Origin of the sequence: Arthrobacter sp. C2 (assembly GCA_024207135.1) — a bacterium.
Taxonomy (GTDB): domain Bacteria; phylum Actinomycetota; class Actinomycetes; order Actinomycetales; family Micrococcaceae; genus Paeniglutamicibacter.
In genome coordinates this window covers 4,052,303-4,069,572 of the sequence record CP042428.1, presented here as the reverse complement: position 1 = coordinate 4,069,572, position 17,270 = coordinate 4,052,303, and the positions used below count along the sequence as shown (strand labels likewise).

Annotated in this window: 15 protein-coding genes and 1 tRNA gene; 5 read left to right on the top strand and 11 right to left on the bottom strand. The window is 66.3% G+C overall.

Annotation, left to right across the window (positions count from 1 at the left end; translation table 11 throughout):
• Nucleotides 1-3: 3 nt before the first annotated feature.
• A complete protein-coding gene (locus FPY90_RS18655) occupies nucleotides 4-816 on the bottom strand; it encodes a Bax inhibitor-1/YccA family protein (protein WP_071215437.1) in 813 nt (270 codons plus the stop codon).
• 683 nt (nucleotides 817-1,499) lie between these two features.
• Here FPY90_RS18655 and FPY90_RS18650 point away from each other — a divergent pair.
• The 4 genes from FPY90_RS18650 to FPY90_RS18635 are packed head-to-tail and all read left to right on the top strand — an operon-like array spanning nucleotide 1,500 to nucleotide 5,536.
• Nucleotides 1,500-2,732, top strand: coding sequence for a branched-chain amino acid ABC transporter permease (locus FPY90_RS18650; protein ID WP_175475502.1), 1,233 nt, complete (start codon nucleotides 1,500-1,502; stop codon nucleotides 2,730-2,732).
• Between the two features lie 16 nt (nucleotides 2,733-2,748).
• Nucleotides 2,749-3,729, top strand: a complete 981-nt coding sequence (locus FPY90_RS18645) for a branched-chain amino acid ABC transporter permease (RefSeq protein WP_498682702.1) — start codon at nucleotides 2,749-2,751, stop codon at nucleotides 3,727-3,729.
• Entirely contained in the window at nucleotides 3,726-4,754 is a 1,029-nt protein-coding gene (locus tag FPY90_RS18640) for an ABC transporter ATP-binding protein (RefSeq protein WP_498682700.1), read from the top strand. Before FPY90_RS18645 ends, FPY90_RS18640 begins: the two co-directional genes overlap by 4 nt.
• Nucleotides 4,751-5,536 (top strand): ABC transporter ATP-binding protein, encoded by a 786-nt coding sequence (locus FPY90_RS18635; protein WP_498682698.1) that lies wholly within the window; start codon nucleotides 4,751-4,753, stop codon nucleotides 5,534-5,536. Before FPY90_RS18640 ends, FPY90_RS18635 begins: the two co-directional genes overlap by 4 nt.
• Before the next feature lie 104 nt (nucleotides 5,537-5,640).
• Here the strand turns inward: FPY90_RS18635 and FPY90_RS18630 are convergent, their stop codons facing one another.
• On the bottom strand, nucleotides 5,641-6,915 hold the full coding sequence (locus FPY90_RS18630; RefSeq protein WP_071215434.1) for an ABC transporter substrate-binding protein: 1,275 nt from the start codon (nucleotides 6,913-6,915) through the stop codon (nucleotides 5,641-5,643).
• Between the two features lie 205 nt (nucleotides 6,916-7,120).
• Between FPY90_RS18630 and FPY90_RS18625 the strand changes: the two genes are divergently transcribed.
• The gene (locus tag FPY90_RS18625; protein WP_498682696.1) at nucleotides 7,121-7,360 is read left to right on the top strand and encodes a hypothetical protein; all 240 of its coding nucleotides are present in this window, start codon (nucleotides 7,121-7,123) and stop codon (nucleotides 7,358-7,360) included.
• Between the two features lie 154 nt (nucleotides 7,361-7,514).
• Here the strand turns inward: FPY90_RS18625 and FPY90_RS18620 are convergent.
• The 9 genes from FPY90_RS18620 to FPY90_RS18580 all read right to left on the bottom strand — a co-directional run bounded on the left by FPY90_RS18620 (nucleotide 7,515) and on the right by FPY90_RS18580 (nucleotide 17,174).
• Nucleotides 7,515-7,596 (bottom strand) — tRNA-Leu (locus FPY90_RS18620).
• A gap of 163 nt (nucleotides 7,597-7,759) precedes the next feature.
• Nucleotides 7,760-9,133, bottom strand: a complete 1,374-nt coding sequence (locus tag FPY90_RS18615; RefSeq protein WP_071215433.1) for an NAD(P)/FAD-dependent oxidoreductase — start codon at nucleotides 9,131-9,133, stop codon at nucleotides 7,760-7,762.
• Between the two features lie 88 nt (nucleotides 9,134-9,221).
• Nucleotides 9,222-10,715, bottom strand: coding sequence for a S8 family serine peptidase (locus tag FPY90_RS18610; protein WP_071215432.1), 1,494 nt, complete (start codon nucleotides 10,713-10,715; stop codon nucleotides 9,222-9,224).
• A gap of 54 nt (nucleotides 10,716-10,769) precedes the next feature.
• Nucleotides 10,770-11,726 (bottom strand): Ppx/GppA phosphatase family protein, encoded by a 957-nt coding sequence (locus FPY90_RS18605; RefSeq protein ID WP_498682695.1) that lies wholly within the window; start codon nucleotides 11,724-11,726, stop codon nucleotides 10,770-10,772.
• Complete coding sequence (locus tag FPY90_RS18600; RefSeq protein ID WP_071215430.1) at nucleotides 11,723-12,454, bottom strand: DUF501 domain-containing protein; 732 nt, start codon at nucleotides 12,452-12,454, stop codon at nucleotides 11,723-11,725. The genes FPY90_RS18605 and FPY90_RS18600 overlap by 4 nt, the downstream gene beginning before the upstream one ends.
• 49 nt (nucleotides 12,455-12,503) lie before the next feature.
• A complete protein-coding gene (locus FPY90_RS18595) occupies nucleotides 12,504-13,355 on the bottom strand; it encodes an FtsB family cell division protein (protein ID WP_286135425.1) in 852 nt (283 codons plus the stop codon).
• Between the two features lie 144 nt (nucleotides 13,356-13,499).
• Nucleotides 13,500-14,780 carry a phosphopyruvate hydratase gene (gene eno, locus FPY90_RS18590; RefSeq protein ID WP_071215429.1) on the bottom strand — a complete coding sequence of 427 codons (1,281 nt, stop codon included), beginning with the start codon at nucleotides 14,778-14,780 and terminating at the stop codon, nucleotides 13,500-13,502.
• A 101-nt stretch (nucleotides 14,781-14,881) separates the two neighbouring features.
• Complete coding sequence (locus FPY90_RS18585) at nucleotides 14,882-15,595, bottom strand: MazG nucleotide pyrophosphohydrolase domain-containing protein (protein ID WP_071215428.1); 714 nt, start codon at nucleotides 15,593-15,595, stop codon at nucleotides 14,882-14,884.
• 385 nt (nucleotides 15,596-15,980) lie between these two features.
• Nucleotides 15,981-17,174, bottom strand: a complete 1,194-nt coding sequence (locus FPY90_RS18580; protein WP_498685617.1) for an adenosine deaminase — start codon at nucleotides 17,172-17,174, stop codon at nucleotides 15,981-15,983.
• Nucleotides 17,175-17,270 lie beyond the last annotated feature (96 nt).

Below are 17,270 nucleotides of genomic sequence, written 5' to 3'. Positions count from 1 at the left end.
TGACTAATCATCGCCACGCAGGATAGCCAGAATGCGCAGAATCTCAACGTACAGCCAGACCAGCGTCACGGTCAGGCCGAATGCGGCGGTCCAGGCGGCCTTGGCCGGTGCGCCCTGGCGCACGCCCTCGGAGATGTTGGTGAAGTCCAGCACGAGTGCGTAGGTGGCCAGCAGCACGGCGAGCACGCCGATGCCGACGCCCAGCATGCCGCTGCGCATGCCGAACATGCCATCGACGGCGCCGAACATCATCAGGCCGAAGTTCAGCAGCGAGAACACGCCGTAGCCGATCATCGCGATCATGAACATGCGGGTCATCTTCGGGGTCGCGCGGTACTTGCCCGAGCGGTAGAGCACCAGGGTCACGGCGAAGACCGAGAATGTCGCGAGCACGGCCTGGACGGCGATGCCCGGGTACATGTTCTCGAAGACGCCCGAGAGGCCGCCGAGGAACAGGCCCTCGAAGCCGGCGTAGAGCAGGATCAGCGCCGGCGAGGGCTGGCGCTTGAAGGAATTGACCAGGCCCAGGCCCAGGCCGACGAGTGCGCCGACGAGCATCAGGGCCGGCAGCTGCCAGCCGATGGCCGCGCCAATGAGGACCACGCCGAGGCTCAGCATCGTCTTGTTGATGACGTCGGCGTAGGTCATGCGGCCGGTTTCCTGCGGTGACGCGGAAGGCTGCGAGTACAGGTCCTGCAGGGCCTGTGCGCTCATCGGCTGAGCATAGGTGGTGGACGCGGCACCCGTGGCGCCGGCCGCACGGGTCTGCTCGCGGTAGTTCTTGGACTTAAAGACCGGGTTTCCGCCCAGGGCCATGGTGTTTCTCCTCGGTAGGGTTGTTAGTAAATAGCCTACGTTGGTTCAACGTTCGGTGCAGACCAATAAATCCCCAAATCAGGACCTTTTTGGGTTTAAGTTTGCGGTTCATGGTTTTCAGGTGCCGCAACCTTGCCGATATTCGCGGTTTCCCGTGCAGCGATCGGGCCAGAGCCCACAACCGAGCGACTTCGCCCGGAGACCCGTGACCCCGCTTCAACCGGCGGACCGGCATCCACAGACTCGAGCCGCTCCCCCGGTTGCGCGTGGAAAATGGCGAGACGGGCCCACTCGCCCTTGCTCGGGATCGGGCGCCGGTGCGTGCCACCCCTCGGGGCAACGGACCGACCCGGACCCCTCCGCGCACCTGGCTCCGGATCCGGATATCGCCCCGGCCGCGCAGCCTCCGGAATTCCGGCCTTAACCAGACCGTTACCGTTTCCCCCAAGCAATCGCCGCCGAACCGTATTGCTACACACCTCCGCGGCACTACGATGGGCACACGTGAGTGACATAAGTCACTCCCGTGTCCGGTGCTTGTGGTTGCCGGGCCACGCTACGACGAGAGGGCTCGCACCGTGTTTCGTCAAGCAAACGCAGCAGTGATCCGCTGGGTGGGGGTCGTGGGGCTTATCGCCTTGTTCGCGGGGTTGGCCCTCGCTTCGGCAGTGCCGGCATTGGCGATGCCCTCGGCATCGGCATCGGCGGCCGGACAGCTCCAGGCGCCGCTGCAGAAGCAGGAACTGACGATCCGTGGAACCCTCCGCGATGGATCCGTTCCGATCGAGGGCGTACGGATCACGGCGAGCTCAACCACCGGTTTCAGTGCGGAGGCGACAACCGACAAGGATGGCCGGTGGGTCATCGTCGTTCCCGCAAAGGGAACCTACGAGGTCCTGTTGGACGTCGCCACGCTGCCCGCGGACAAGCCCCTGAGCGAGGGGGAGGCGAACCCGCGCATCGTGGAATTCGGCACCTCGTCCAACATGGGTGTCATATTCAAGGTCGGCGAGAACGCGGCCGCTGCCACCAGGAGCTTCGGTTCGATCCTGGCCGAGCGGACGGTGGCCGGCTTGAGTTTTGGGTTGCTCCTGGCCTTGACCGCGGTCGGGCTGTCGCTGGTCTTCGGAACAACGGGCCTGACCAACTTTGCCCACGGGGAAATGGTGACCTTCGGCGCCGTGTCCACCTTCGCGCTCTCGGCCTGGGGATTCCCGCTCTGGGCGGCCCTGGTCGTTGCCGTCCTGCTGGGCGGGGCCTTGGGCTGGCTGCAGGATTGGGGATTGTGGAAGCCCCTGCGGCGCCGTGGCTCGGCCTTGGTGCCCATGATGATCGTCTCCATCGGGCTTGCCCTGGCCATGCGCTACATCATCCTGTTCTTCTTCGGCGGAACCACCGAACAACTGCCCTCGGCGCAAAGCCCGATCCTAGTGGTGCTGGGGGTTTCGATCTCGCGAAACACGCTGGTTTCCCTGGTGGTCTCGCTGGTGGTGATCATCGCGGTGGCATTGCTGCTGCTCAAGACCCGGTTCGGCAAGGCGACACGCGCCGTGGCCGACAACCCGGCGCTTGCCGCGGCTTCGGGAATCGATGTGGACCGCGTGATCCGCATGGTGTGGGTGGTCGGCAGCATGCTTGCCGCACTCGGCGGAATCCTCTGGGCGTACTACCGGCCCGGTGTCGCCTTCAACATGGGCCAGCAGATCCTGCTGATGATCTTCGCCGGGGTGACCCTGGGCGGACTCGGCACGGTGTTCGGGGCGCTCATCGGTTCTGTGCTGGTCGGTCTCATGGTGGAGATTTCGACGATCTGGCTGGAGGCCGATTTGAAATACGTCGGTGCACTGGCGGTCATGATCCTCGTGCTGCTGTTCAAGCCGCAGGGCCTGCTGGGCCGCCGCGAGCGCGTGGGCTAGGGGAAAGGAACCCATCATGGACTTCGCAGCGATCTTCACCAATGCCTTGACGGAAATCGTCAGCCCGATCACCGCGTCCTATGCGCTCGCCGCGCTGGGACTGGCAGTGCACTTCGGCTACGCGGGCCTGCTGAACTTCGGACAGGCCGGCTTCATGGCCGTGGGCGCCTACGGCTTCTCCATCTCAACGCTCACCTTTGGCGCGCCGCTGCCCGTGGCGTTGCTGGTGGCACTCGTGGCCTCGGTCCTGTTCGCGTTGATCCTGGGCATTCCCACGCTGCGCCTGCGCGCGGACTACCTGGCCATCGTCACGATCGCCGCGGCCGAGATCGTCCGCTACATCGTCACCACCAATTCCCTGACCAACGTCACCGGGTCGGCCAACGGCCTGGCCACCTTCGAGCGCGGCTTCTACGCTTTGAGCCCTTTCCCTCCCGGCGACTACCCAGTGGGTCCGCTGAATTTCAATGACCGCAGCCTCTGGGTGACCCTTGTCGCCTGGGGCATCGTGCTGCTCTGCGCCGCGATCGTGTGGGCGCTGATGCGCAGCCCGTGGGGCAGGGTGCTGAAGGGAATCCGCGAGGACGAGAACGCCGTGCTCTCGCTGGGCAAGAACGTCTTCGTCTACAAGATGGAGGCGCTGGTCATCGGCGGCCTGTTCGGCTCGCTGGCCGGGATCTTGTTCACCTTGCCCACCGGGGCGGTGCAACCGGCCAACTACGGCTCGGAGCTGACCTTCTTCCTGTGGACGGCGCTGCTGCTCGGCGGCATGGCCACGGTCTTCGGGTCGGTGCTCGGAGCCATGATCTTCTGGGTGGTGCTCTCCCTGACCCAGGGCATCCTGCTGGGGCTCATCGAGGCCGGGTACATCACCTTCCTCTCCAGCGCCCAGGCCGGCCAGCTGCGCTACATCCTGGTGGGTGTGGCCCTGATGCTGCTGATGATTTTCCGCCCGCAAGGAATCCTGGGCAACAAGAAGGAGCTCGCTTTCTCATGAGTGACCCGCAACGAATTCCGCCGGGGCCCGCCACCGGCCAGGACCCGGACACCTCCCCGTTCAATGACACCGGTCCCATTGCCGTGGGGCCGGCCGCACCCGGCTGCAAGAAGCGCGACCCGATAATCATCGCCGATGGCGTGCGCCGCTCGTTCGGTGCCCTCAAGGCGGTGGACGTGGACCATGTTGAAATCCCGCGGCACAAGATCACCGCGCTCATCGGCCCCAACGGCGCGGGCAAGACGACGTTCTTCAACCTGCTCACCGGCTTCGACACCCCCGATTCGGGGTCGTGGACCTTCGACGGAAAAAACCTTGCCGGGATCCGCCCCCACCGGGTGGCGCGCCTTGGCATGGTCCGCACCTTCCAGCTCACCAAGGTCATGGGCAAGCTCACCGTCATCGAAAACATGCGCCTCGGCGGTGCCGACCAGCCCGGCGAAGCCCTGTGGAGGGCCATGTTTCCCTGGCTGTGGCGGGAGCGCGAGGCCGAGCTCACCCGCACAGCCGATTCCCTGCTGGCCATGTTCAAGCTGGCCGAGAAACGCGAAGACTATGCCGCATCGCTTTCCGGGGGCCAACGCAAGCTGCTGGAAATGGCCAGGGCACTGATGGCCGAACCAAGGCTCGTCATGCTCGACGAGCCCATGGCCGGGGTCAACCCGGCCCTGACCCAATCCCTGCTCGACCACATCAAGAACCTCAAGGCCACCGGGACCACGGTGCTTTTCGTGGAACACGACATGCACGTGGTCCGCCACATCGCCGACTGGGTCATTGTGATGGCCGAGGGCCGCGTGGTGGCGGAGGGCCCGCCCAAGGAAGTGATGCAGGACCAGGCGGTCATCGACGCCTACCTGGGTGCCCACCACGATGTCGACCTGGGTGCCCCGGAGGGCGTCGCACGCTTGGAAGACGTCTTGAGCGAGGATGCCGAATCCGTTGTCGGCACCGAAGACGCGGGAGAACTCCTGGCCGTGCATGACGAGCCGGACACCCAGGACCCCCATGGGAGGCAGCCATGAGCACCGAAGCGGAAGCCGCCGTCGTCAGCGTGACCGACCTGGTCGCCGGCTACCTGCCCGGGGTCAACATCCTCAACGGCTGCAACCTCGAGGCGCGCCAGGGTGAACTGATCGGCATCATCGGTCCCAACGGGGCCGGCAAGTCGACGCTGCTCAAGGCGATGTTCGGGCTGGTGAAGGTCCATTCGGGGCACGTGGTCGTCCACGGGGCCGACCTGACCGGACTCAAGGCCAACAAGCTGGTTTCCCGCGGGCTGGGATTCGTGCCGCAGACCAACAACGTGTTTCCGGCGCTGAGCATCCAGGAAAACATGGAGATGGGCATTTTCCAGCGTCCCAAGGACTTTGCCGAGCGCTTCGAGTTCGTCACCTCGCTCTTTCCGGAGTTGGGCAAGCGCCGGAACCAGCGTGCCGGCTCGCTCTCCGGCGGCGAGCGGCAAATGGTGGCCATGGGCAGGGCGCTGATGATGGAACCCGCGGTCCTGCTGCTCGACGAGCCTTCGGCGGGTCTCTCCCCCGTCCGGCAGGACGAAACCTTCCTGCGGGTCCACGAGATCAACCGGGCCGGCGTGTGCGTCATCATGGTCGAGCAGAATGCCAGGCGATGCCTGCAGATCTGCGACCGCGCCTACGTCCTTGACCAGGGCCGCGATGCGCACACCGGCACCGGGCGCGAGCTGCTCAACGACCCCAAGGTCATCCAGCTCTACCTGGGCAACCTGGCCGAGACCGTGGAACGCGAGGAGTCCGAAGGCGGCACGCCGCCGCCCGCACCGCAATAGCAACGCCACTGCCCGCGCCGGGCGCAGGCACGCAAGGAGAGGCCGAACCGACATCAAGTCGGTTCGGCCTCTCCTTGCGTGCCTGCCGGGGTGCTTGGGGCCGTCTAGACGGCCCCGGCCTCCTCACGCAGTGGCTTTGGCACATTGTTGCCGTCGTACTGGTAGACGCCCATGATGCCCTCGGTGATGTCGCCCTTCTCGTCGAAGGTCACCGGCCCGGCAACGCCGTCGTAGTCGATGTCCTTGCCTTCGTCGAGCAACTTCTTGCACGAGGCGAAGTCCCCGCACTTCTCGCCGTCGCGCGAGACCGCCTGCAGCTGGGCCGCAATGGCCGCGCCGTCGTTGGACTTGGCAACGGTGGAGGCCAGCGCGATCAGCGTGGTGGCATCGTAGGATTCGGCCGCGTAGTTCCAGTCCTTGAGCGAGTCGTTGACAGCTTCCAACCGCGTCTTGAAATCGGTCTTCGCGAAGGATCCCGGCTGGGTGCCCATGGCCCCTTCCAGGGTCCCCTTGTCGAAGTCCTTCGAGTAGTCAAGGATGTTGCCATCCACGAAGTACATGGTGGTGGGGTCGACACCCTTCTGGATCAGCAGCGGGATGATGGAACGGGCTTGGTCGAAGCTCAGGATCGCAATGGCATCGGGCTTTGCCGCGACGACCTCGTCGACCTGGGACGAAAATTGCGAGTCCCCTTCGTTGAACATCGATTCGACGACGATTTCGCCGTTTGCCGCTTCGACCGCCATCCGGATGTTCTTGGCCAGTCCGGTGCCGTAGGCATCGTTGAGCACGATCATGCCCACCGTCGCTGCACCCTGGCCGACCATGACGTTGCCGAGGATCCGGCCCTGCATGACATCGGATGGAGCGGTGCGCCAGTACAGGCCCTTGTCGTCCCAGGTGCTGAATTCCGGAGCCGTATTGGCCGGGGACATCATCAGTGTGCCGGCACCGGTGATCTGGTTGATCACGGTCTTGGTGACGCCGGAAGAAGCTGCGCCAATGATGGCTGAGACATTCTGTCCGAGCATTTCGGTGCTCGATTGCGTGGCGATATTCGTCGTGGTGTCGCCCGAGTCGCGGTGCATGACCGTGACGTCCTCGCCGTGCACGCCACCTGCTTCGTTGATTTCCTTGATTGCCAGGTCCACTCCGGCGGTCATGGGTGGGCCGAAGAAGGAAAGGTTGCCGGTGCTCGGAAGCAGCGTTCCAAGCTTAAGCGGGCCTTCGGCCGCCGGTGCAGAGCCCGTTGCCGTTGGTGAGGCGCTGGGTTCGTTGCCGCCTCCTCCGGCGCATGCCGTGGCGGTCAGGGCAAGTGCGGCCCCGACGGCCAGGAAACGGCCCCCTCGAGTAAAACGCGATCGTGGTGGAGCGATCATGTTGATTCCCCTCAAAAGTATGCCCTCTAGGCTGTGGCCCGATGGGCGGCCAAGGCACCTCGGCTACTTAGGAACGTAACCCAAAAAACCCTAGAATATAAGGAGTAATTGATTACAGGCAGATAACGGCGAGTCTCAGTTTTCAACGAAAGATCGATCGATCAACGGCGGACCCGGAAGGCATGGAGATCCCCCGGCTTCAACCGTGACTCAAACCTTTCAAAACGGCTTCCGCGGATCAAGGGTTCTGGTGGAACGAACCATGCAAACACCTCCTGCCAGCGCTGTCGCATTCTGCGCTGATTTCGCCCTTGCCCACCTCGAGCAACAGGCATTCAATCTGTTCGCGAACGTCATTGCAGCACCCGGCCATCGTTCAGGTCGTGACATTGCATGTATCCGCGTCGGGATGTTCTGGAGGGCACCGCTCGTTGCTACTTCATAGTCCGCAGAAACCACGTGGGGAGCCGCGTGGCAACCGAGAATCGTGGCGATTCATTTCCAACCGTGGGCAAAATGTGGGCTAAACAGTAGTTTTGGGCAAAGCGAAGGCCCCTGCTTCCTTGTAAAAAACAGGGAAGCAGGGGCCATTCACTCGGTACCCCCAGTGGGACTCGAACCCACAATCCTTTCGGCAGCTGATTTTAAGTCAGCCGTGTATACCAGTTCCACCATGGGGGCCTACCCGACCAAGCGTACAAGAACGTTCCCACTCTGGGGAAACGTAGCATGTACCTGGCATGGGAAGGGGCGGCGCCACCGTCGTTCGCGGATCCCGGGCCGTGGGCCTATCACGTTGGGCCCGGGATCCGTGGCACGGTGCCACCGCCTCCGCTCGTAACTGCTAGGCGCGCGGCTTCGGGGTTGCTGCCTCCACAAAGGTGGAGCGCGGGTTTTCGAGGTTGTTCAGCTGCAGCGAGTCGCGGGTGAAGAAGAGCGCCACCATCCAGTCGCCCAGAACGCGGAACTTGCGCTCGAAGGTCGGCATGGCCATGCCGTGGTAGCCACGGTGTGCCATCCAGGCTGGCCAGCCCTTGAGCTTGACGCCCATGACCTTGGCGACGCCCTTGTTCGCACCGAAACCGGCAACTGCGCCGAGGTTCTTGTGCTTGTAGTTCTTGACCTGGCCCACGCCGTAGCGGGTGGAGTACAGGTTGTGTGCCAGCAACTTGGCCTGGCGCACTGCGTGCTGTGCGTTGGGCACGCAGGTGCCGTCCGGCAGGCCGCCGGTCACGTCGGGCACTGCCGACACGTCGCCTGCGGCCCAGGCGCCCTCGATGGCGACGCCGTCTTCGCCGGTGATGCGCAGGTCGGTGCCGGTCATGACGCGGCCGCGGGGCTCGATCGGGAAGTCGGTGGAGCGAACCATCGGGTTGGCCATGACGCCGGCGGTCCAGATCAGCGTGTCGGACTCGAAGGTCTCGGCAGCGGACTTGTCCGGCATGTTGATCAGGGCCAGCTTGCCCTCGGTGGCGTCGGCCAGCGAGGTGTTCAGCAGGACCTCGATGCCGCGGCTGCGCAGGTGGTCGACAACCCACAGCGCCTGGTCCTCGGTGACTTCTGGCATGATGCGGCCCATGGCCTCGACCAGCACGAAGCGCAGCTCGTCCTTGCCGATGCGGCCGTTCAGGGCTGCGGCGTGGCGGGCCATGTCCTCGATCTCGGCGATGGTCTCGATGCCGGCGAAGCCGCCGCCGACCACGACGAAGCTCAGGGCGCGCTTGCGCTCGGAGGCGTCGGTCATCAGCGAGGCCGACTCGATGCGCTCGAGGATCTTGTTGCGCAGGGCAACGGCTTCCTCGATGGACTTCAGGCCGATGCCCTCATCCGCGAGGCCCGGGATCGGGAAGGTGCGGGTGACCGCGCCGGCGGCCAGGACCACGTCGCGGTACTCGAGCTCGAACGGCTCGCCGACAACCGGCACGACGACGGCCTTGTTGTTCTTGTGGTCGATGGCCGAGACGCGGCCATTGATCAGTTCGGCATGCTTGAGGTGCTGGCGGTGCGACACCACGACGTGGCGCGGCTCGATCTGGCCACCTGCCACCTCGGGGAGGAACGGCTGGTAGGTCATGTACGGCAGCGGGTCCACGACGGTGACGATTCCGCCGTGGTCCTTGACCTTCTTCTGCAGCTTCATTGCGACGTAAAGTCCAACGTAGCCGCCGCCAACTACAAGAATGCGCGGGCGGTCGGAAAATTGTTGAGTGATAGGCATGTACCCATCATATCCCCAAAAACACCCTTTGTGAAAGTCTTCACTAACACACCGAGGGGTGGCGCAGACCACTTTTCGGCCCGCATCCTCAGGAGTTTTCGCCGGACTCCGGAAGCTCGTCGAAGATGTCCTTGCGACCGGTGCGATCGCCCAGTTTCAGCGCCGAAACCGGCGCGCTCTTGGTCGATTCGGCGATGGCCACCCGGCGCCTGGCACGCGTGTAGTGCAGGGTCCCGCCCAGCATGGTCAACAGCAGCAACCCGCCGAAGCCCAGCACCAGCAGCGGCGGCAGGAATCCGGAGCCGTCGCTCGGCGGCAACGGCGCGGGGGCCGCGATGGGCTTGATGTCGGACTTCTCCGTGGAGATGCCCGGGGCCTCGGTGGGCCCGGCGTTGACCTGTGCGCCGCGGCGGTGCACCCGGATCCATTCGGTGATGGTGTTCATCGGGTTCGCCTCCACCTGCGGCACGTCGGCGGTGAGCGCCGCATGGGCATCGAGGATGCCGTGGCCGTAGAGGTTGTCGATGCCCGGCTTCCCTGCATCTCGCGCGGTGGCCAGTATCCGGTTGATGACCTGCGGGGCCTTCATCTCCGGGTACTTGGAGCGGATCATCGCCGCGACCCCGGCCACCAGGGGCGCGGCGCCGGAGGTACCCGACCAATCCGCGTAGCCGCCGCCGGGCAGCCCGCCGACCAGCGGGTCGGCCGGGGCCGCCACGCCGATGCTGATGCCCTCGGTGGAGGAATCGACGCTGGCCTTGCCCTGGCGGTCGATGCCGGCCACGGTGAGCACCCCGGGGATCGTGGCCGGGGCCCCGACCTGCTTCATGCCGCCGGCACGGTTCCCGGCCGCGGCGACAATGACCACGTCCTTGTCCTCGGCGTACTTGAACGCCGTGTCCCAGCTGGTAGGCCAGTCCGGCTGGGTGGAACCCAGCGAGATGTTGATGACCTTCGCCCCGTTATCCACGGCCCACTTCACGGCCGCTGGCACCTGCTCCTCGACGGAAATCCCGGCGGGGTTCTCCGTGCCCATCCACAGCGAGAGCGAAAGCAGGTTGGCCTCCGGGGCCACGCCCAGCATGCCGTCGGGCCCGGCGGCGGGCTTCGGGATCTCGATCGGCTCGGGTGCCGGGGGCGGATCCTCGTCGGCTTCCTTGGCGGAGGCGACGGCCCGCTCGTAGGCGTTCTTCTGCGCCTCGGCATCGGCCTTGGCCTCGGCGATCGCCGCGCTGTTGTTGCCGCGCCCGGCCAGCAGCGTGGCCACCAGCGTCCCGTGCTCAGGCAGCGTGCCCAACGGCTTGGAGCCGTCCGGGATGCCAGCGCCGGAGATGTCCTTGCCCCCGGTGACCGCACCGAGCAGGTCGGGGTGGGAGGTGTCGATGCCCGTGTCAATGACCGCCACGGTGACCCCGGCGCCCTTGGAGACCTCCCAGGCCTTGGTGATGCCGGAGGATTTGAGCCACCATTCCCCGTCGCGGGCCGCGTCGGCATGTGCAGCAGGGGCCACGGCCAGTGCGGCCGTGAGGCCAAGCACCAGGGTCAATGCCGTGGCGGCGATGCGGCGCAGTCGTTGGCTCAAGTGTTCTCCTAGCGTGGGGCGTGGGGGACGCATGGGGGTTTCGGGCTGCGGTGCTTAGTTCCCCGGGCCAAGTCCCAGGGCAATTCCGTCCAGAATATCGTGCTCCGAGGCGGTGGCGGTGCCGATCCTGCCCGCACCCGCGCCGGCGACCCGTTCCAGGATGCATCCGTAGATCAGCGCGCCGGCGGCAATCACATCCACCCGGCCGGGGTGCATATAGCCAAGTGAGGCACGGGTTTCCCGGTCGGATTCGAGTATGAACGCAATGGCGGTTTCAAGCTTGTCGATGCCCAGCTCGGCACCGTGGATGAGGTTCGAGTCATAGTTCGCCAGTCCCAGCGCGGCGGCGGTGAGCGTGGTGATCGTCCCGGCCACGCCCACGATCCGGTCCACCGTGGAAAAGTCGACGGTTTCCTGGACCTCGTCGAGCACCGCGTTGACCTGCGCACGGGCGGCAGCAATGGTCTCGGGGGTTGGCATGTCGTGGCGCCAGAAGCGCTCGGTGAGCCTGACGCAGCCCATGTCCATGGACCGGGAAGCCACCGGCCCGTTCTCATCCCCCAGCACGAACTCGGTCGATCCCCCGCCCAGGTCGACCACCAGGATGCGGGTTCCCGGCGCGGCCGGCGCCACGGAGGCGGCCCCGGCGAAGGACAGCGCCGCCTCGGTGTCCCCGGGCACAACCTCCGGGTCCACTCCCAGGCGCGCGCGGACCTCGGCGACAAACTCGTCGCGGTTGGCCGCATCGCGGGTGGCCGAGGTGGCCACGAATCGGATGCGGGTGGCCCCGTGCTCGCGGATCATCTCGGCATACTCGTCAATCGCGGCGAAGGTGCGTTCCAGTGCCTCGGGGGCGAATTCGCCGGTGGCATCCACATCCTGGCCCAGGCGCACCACGCGCATCTGGCGCAGCACGTCCTCCAGCGCCGGGCCCGTCGGGGTCTGGCGGGTGTCGGCGATGAGCAAGCGGATGGAGTTGGTGCCGCAGTCGATCGCGGCGACCCGGCTCACGCGCCAGGCGCTTCGGTGGAACCGGAGGCCGGGTCGTTGGCCGCGGCCTCGCGGGCGGCGCGGGCAGCTGCCCGCTGGGCCTGTTTGATGGCCGGGTCCACGGACTGGGTCTTCACGTGGCGCGAGCGGTCCTGGCTGGGGGCCTGGCCCTCGGTGTCCCAGGCCCCGGCGCAATAGCACTTGTCCTTGGTCCACCACTCGGCGATGGCCTCCAGGGCGCGGTCGCCCAGCGGGTTCACGCCCGGGCCAGCGGCCAGCGAGTGGCCCGCCAGCACGTGCAGGCACTTCACGCGGGTGGGCATGCCACCGGCGGAAACCCCCGCGATTTCCGGGACGGCCCCAGTGCCGGAGCGCTCGCCAATGGCATCGCGCACGGCCAGGTACTCGTCGTGCGCGCGCGCGTAGGCGGCGGCCAGCTCGGCATCCTGGCCCAGCTCGGCGTTCATCTCGTTCATGACCCCCGCGGCCTCGAGGCGCGAGACCGCTGCGGTGATCACCGGGTGCGTCAGGTAGTAGGTGGTCGGGAACGGGATCCCGGAGGAGAGCCGCGGTGCCGTGGTGGCCACCAGCGGGTTCCCGCAGACGCAGCGGGCACCGATCTCCACCACGTCGCGCACCGGGCGGTTCAGTTGGCGGGACAGGGTTTCCAGGTCCGCGGCGCTGGGCACCCGGGCTGCAGCATCGAGTGCTTCGTGGTTTTGGTTCGCGGCGTCCACGGTTGGGAGCATCTCCTCGCGTTGGTGTGTCATGAAAAAGGTGTGTGTGCGGCCGTGCGGCTCAGTCGGTGGCGGCGCGCTGCGCCGAGTCGAAGAGCGCATCGACCCAGGGCAGGTCGGTGCGGACTTCCTTGGGGCTTTGGTTGGGCTCGCCTGGCGCTGTTTCCTCGGGGCGGGTGCCGACGACCATGTAGTTCCGCTCGCCCGGCATGACCAAGTTTATCCGGTCGCGGGCCTGCTGCTTGATGTACAGCGGATCGTCCCAGCGGGCGATCTGGTCCTTGAGCGCTTCCTGCTCGGCCTGCTTGGCGGCAATCGAGGTGCGCAGCGCGGCAATCTCGTCGCGCTGGCGCGCATAGGTGCCGATGCTGGGCACCAGCAGCACCGCAAAGACCGACAACGCGATGCTCAACGCCAGCAGGCGGCCGGAAAAGCTGCGCGCCGGAATGGGCTTCTTGGGGCCCGCGGGTCCCTTGCGGGATTCGGGCGGGGCAGCCTGGGCGTCCTTGCGCACGGCACCGGAGAGCAGGTTCCGGTCCTCGATGCGCCGCTGCGAGGCGCTGGTCTTGGCCTTGGCCTTGGGTTTTGCGGCCGGCTTGGAAGCGGGCTTGGGTCCGGTCCGCGGCTTCGGGGCCGCCTTGGTCGCGGCGGGCTTCGCCGCGGCAGGCTTCGGGGACGCCGGAGCGGGCTTGCCCGAGGCGGTCACCCGGCCCAGCGGAACGACCTTGGGACGCGCAGGAGCGGCCGCGGGCCTGGGAGCCGACTGTGCCTGGCGGGGTTCTTCGCGGTGTTGCCGCGGGCGCTTGGGCGGTGCCTCGGAGGCAGCGGCTCGCTGCGGATCGGTGTCGTCCCCGCGTGCCGGGCCCTTGGCCGAGGTCCCGGAGCGCGGCATGGGAGGACGTCGCGTGGCCATCGTGCTCCTTTGCCCTCTCGGTCCGGAGCCCTTTTCACATGGCCCCGGGGTTCTTCGTCGTCTCAAGCTTTCGGGGGTTAACACAAAAACTCGTGGGGGAACCAAGAATAGTTCCCCCACGAGCCTACGTGTAATTACGGCTGGTTAGGCACCGAAACGCGGGAAGGCGCCGGCACCGGCGTAAACCGCCGCATCGCCGAGTTCTTCCTCGATGCGCAGCAGCTGGTTGTACTTCGCCACGCGCTCCGAGCGGGCCGGGGCACCGGTCTTGATCTGCCCGGCGTTGGTGGCCACGCAGATGTCGGCGATGGTGGTGTCCTCGGTCTCGCCCGAGCGGTGCGAGGTGATCGTGGAGTAGCCGGCACGCTGGGCCATCGAGATGGCGTCCAGGGTCTCGGTCAGGGTGCCGATCTGGTTGACCTTCACCAGCAGCGAGTTGGCGGTGCCGGTCTCGATGCCGCGGGCCAGGCGCTCAGGGTTGGTGACGAACAAGTCGTCGCCCACCAGCTGGACCTTGTCGCCGATGGCGTCGGTGAGGGTCTTCCAGCCTTCCCAGTCGTCCTCGTCCAGCGGGTCCTCGATGGAGACCAGCGGGAAGTCGGCGACCAGCTGTGCGTAGTAGTCGCTCATTTCCTGGGCGGTGATCGACTTGCCTTCGAACTGGTAGGTGCCGTTCTCGAAGAACTCCGAGGAGGCAACATCCAGGGCCAGGGCAATGTCTTCGCCCGGGGTGTAGCCGGAGCGGGTGATGGCCTCGGTGATCAGCTCGAGGGCCGCACGGTTGGAGGGCAGGTTCGGGGCGAAGCCGCCCTCGTCGCCTAGGCCGGTGGACAGGCCCTTTTCCTTGAGCACGGCCTTGAGGTTGTGGTAGACCTCAACGCCCCAGCGCAGGCCCTCGGAGAAGGTCGATGCGCCGATCGGGGCAATCATGAATTCCTGGATGTCCACATCGGAGTCGGCGTGCGAGCCGCCGTTGAGGATGTTCATCAGCGGAACCGGCAGCACGTGGGCGTTCGGGCCGCCCAGGTACTTGTACAGCGGCAGGTTCGAGGACTCGGCGGCGGCGTTGGCCACGGCGAGCGAGACGCCCAGGATCGCGTTGGCGCCCAGCTTGGACTTGTTGGACGTGCCGTCCAGGTCGATCATTGCGGCATCGAGTGCACGCTGGTCGGTGGCGTCCATTCCCTCGACGACTTCGCCGATGTCATCGATGACGGCGTTGACGGCGCCAAGGACACCCTTGCCCTGGTAACGCTTGGGATCTTCGTCGCGGCGCTCTGCTGCCTCGAAGGCACCGGTGGAGGCACCGGAAGGAACCGCTGCGCGGCCCATCGAGCCGTCGGAGAGCAGGACCTCAACCTCAACGGTTGGGTTGCCGCGCGAATCGAGGATCTCGCGGGCGTGGATGGCTTCAATCAATGCCATGGGAAGGTACTCCTTCAAGGTGTGGATGTTGGTCGAACGTGAACTGCATGACGCAGGCGCCGTTGCCTGCCCCTAGCCTAGCTTGGGCGAGAGGCAGTTCACTAAGTTGTTTCCTGCGTTTCGCCCTGCGCCAATGCAATGCGTTGCTGCACGACAGTGCGCAGGGCTCGTTCGGCGTCGAGGCCCCGGGAACGGGCCGCGTCGCACAGGGCGAGCAGCTGCTCGCCCAGTTCCTGTTCGTTTTCCGGAGCGCCAAGGTGCGGCGCATCCGGCGGAACGATGGAATCCTGGTTCGTCCCCGTATCCACGCCGGGCGCGGCACCGGCATCGGTGATCGCCGCGTGCCTCTCGGTGCGGGAGAGAAAGGTTTGGGCATAGAGCAGCGCCGGCAGGTTCTTGGGCATGCCCGCGGTCGGCGACTCGTTCAGCGGTTTTTCGGCGCGCTTGGCGCGGTCCCAGGACTCGATGATCTCGGCGATCGAGTCCGGGAAGCTGTCCTTGAGGCTGCCGTCGGGGTGGAAGATGTGGGTGTTGCGGCGCACCATCTTCGCGGCCAGGAAGGCGGCGATGGAATCGAAGTCGAAGGACCGGCGCTCGGCGCCGATTGAGGCGTGCAGGAGCACCTGCAGCAGGATGTCGCCAAGTTCGGCTTCCAGCTCGGCATCCGGGGCGTGGGACTCGATGGCCTCGGTGAGCTCGTAGGATTCCTCGAGCAGGTACCGGACCAGGGATTCGTGGGTCAGCGCGGCGGTCCAGGCGCAATGTTCGCGCAGCTGGGAAATGATCTCGACGAGGCGGTCGACCTGCTCACTCACTGGTGGTTCTCTCCCCGTTGGTGCGAAGGGGCCGTGCACGTGCCGTTGCCGAAAGCCGCAGGCCGGTTGCAAAACCCGTGGGCGTCGTTGCCCGCGTCCAACACTATCGGACACCGTTCGTGTCGGCCCCGCGGGCCCGATCCAGTGTGAGTCACATCTTGCATCGGATGCTTAATCTTTTACCCCCTCGATGTGGAATCCCAATCATTCGGTTTGGGTCGCGCGCAGCGGCCTTCGGCGGCCGGGTCGGTTCGGTGGTTCCCCGGACCGGCCCTGGGTATTAAGCACCGACGCCGGTGCACCGGCGCCCCAAGACGGGCACTGATGCACCGGCGGCCGGTGCCGGGGAAGCGGAAGATCCGCTCCCCCGTAAGGCGGACGGCTGTTAGTCGTCGTCCTCGTCGTCGAAGTCCTCGAACTCGTCGTCGTCGCCGTTCTGCTCGTCGGACATCTGCTCGTAGGCCTCGTTGATGAAGTCCACCAGGGCCTCGCGTTCCTCCAGCGGGAGGAAGGCCGCCTCGGCGGCGTTCAGCGTGAGGTCCAGCAGGTCCTCGAGGTCGTAGTCGAAGGCCTCGACGAGCAGCTCGAACTCGTCCGAGATCGTGGTGCCGCTCATCAGCCGGTTGTCCGGGGAGATGGTGACGTTGAACCCGGTCTGCACCAAAAGGTCCACCGGGTGAGATTCGATGCCGTCGCCGAAGGCGGCGGTGGCTCCGGTCTGCAGGTTGGAGGACGGGCAGATCTCCAGGGCGATGCCGCGGTCGCGGACCCAATTGGCGACCGGGCCCAGATTGACCAGGCCGGTGTCGTCGCCGACCTCCTCGCCGTCGTCGTCGAGCCCGCCGAACTGGATCTCGATGTCCTCGGCGATGCGCACGCCGTGGCCCAGGCGCTGGGCCCGTCCGGTGATCAGCGCGTCGCGGATAGAGTCAAGGCCCGCGGCCTCCCCGGCGTGCACTGTGGTGGGGAAGAAGTTCTCCGCCAGCAGGTCGAAGGCCTCCTTCATGCGCGAGGGCGGGAACCCGTCCTCGGCGCCGGCGATGTCAAAGCCCACCACACCGCGCGAGCGGTGGCGCAGGGCCAGCTCGGCGATCTCAACGCCGCGGTCGGCGTGGCGCATGGCGGTGACCAGCTGGCCGACCTGGATCGGGGTGCCGGCCTCGGTCAGCCGCTCGCTGGCCTCCTCGAGTCCCGCCTGCACGGCCTCGACGGCGTCGTCCAAGGACAGGCCGTCCCGCTGGTGCTGCTCGGGTGCCCAGCGCACCTCGGCGTAGACCACGCCGTCGGCGACCAGGTCCTCGACGAATTCGGCCGCGACCCGCTTGAGCGCGTCCTTGGTCTGCATCACCGCGATGGTGTGTTCAAAGGTTTCGAGGTAGCGCTCCAGCGAACCGGAGTCGGCCGAGGCCCGGAACCAGGCGCCGAGTTCCTCGGCGTTGGTGGAAGGAAGCTCGTGGCCCGCGGCGGCGGCCAGCTCGATGATGGTTTGCGGGCGCAATCCCCCGTCGAGGTGGTCGTGCAGCGAGACCTTGGGAAGGGCCTTGAAGTCGAAGGAAGGGTCATAGGCAATGTGGATCATCTCGTCAGTCACCCGCCCAGCCTAGCGGGGCCCGACGGCTTCCAACAGTGGATCGGGGTGGTGTTGGGCCGAATGTTCACCTGCCGTTCCAATCCG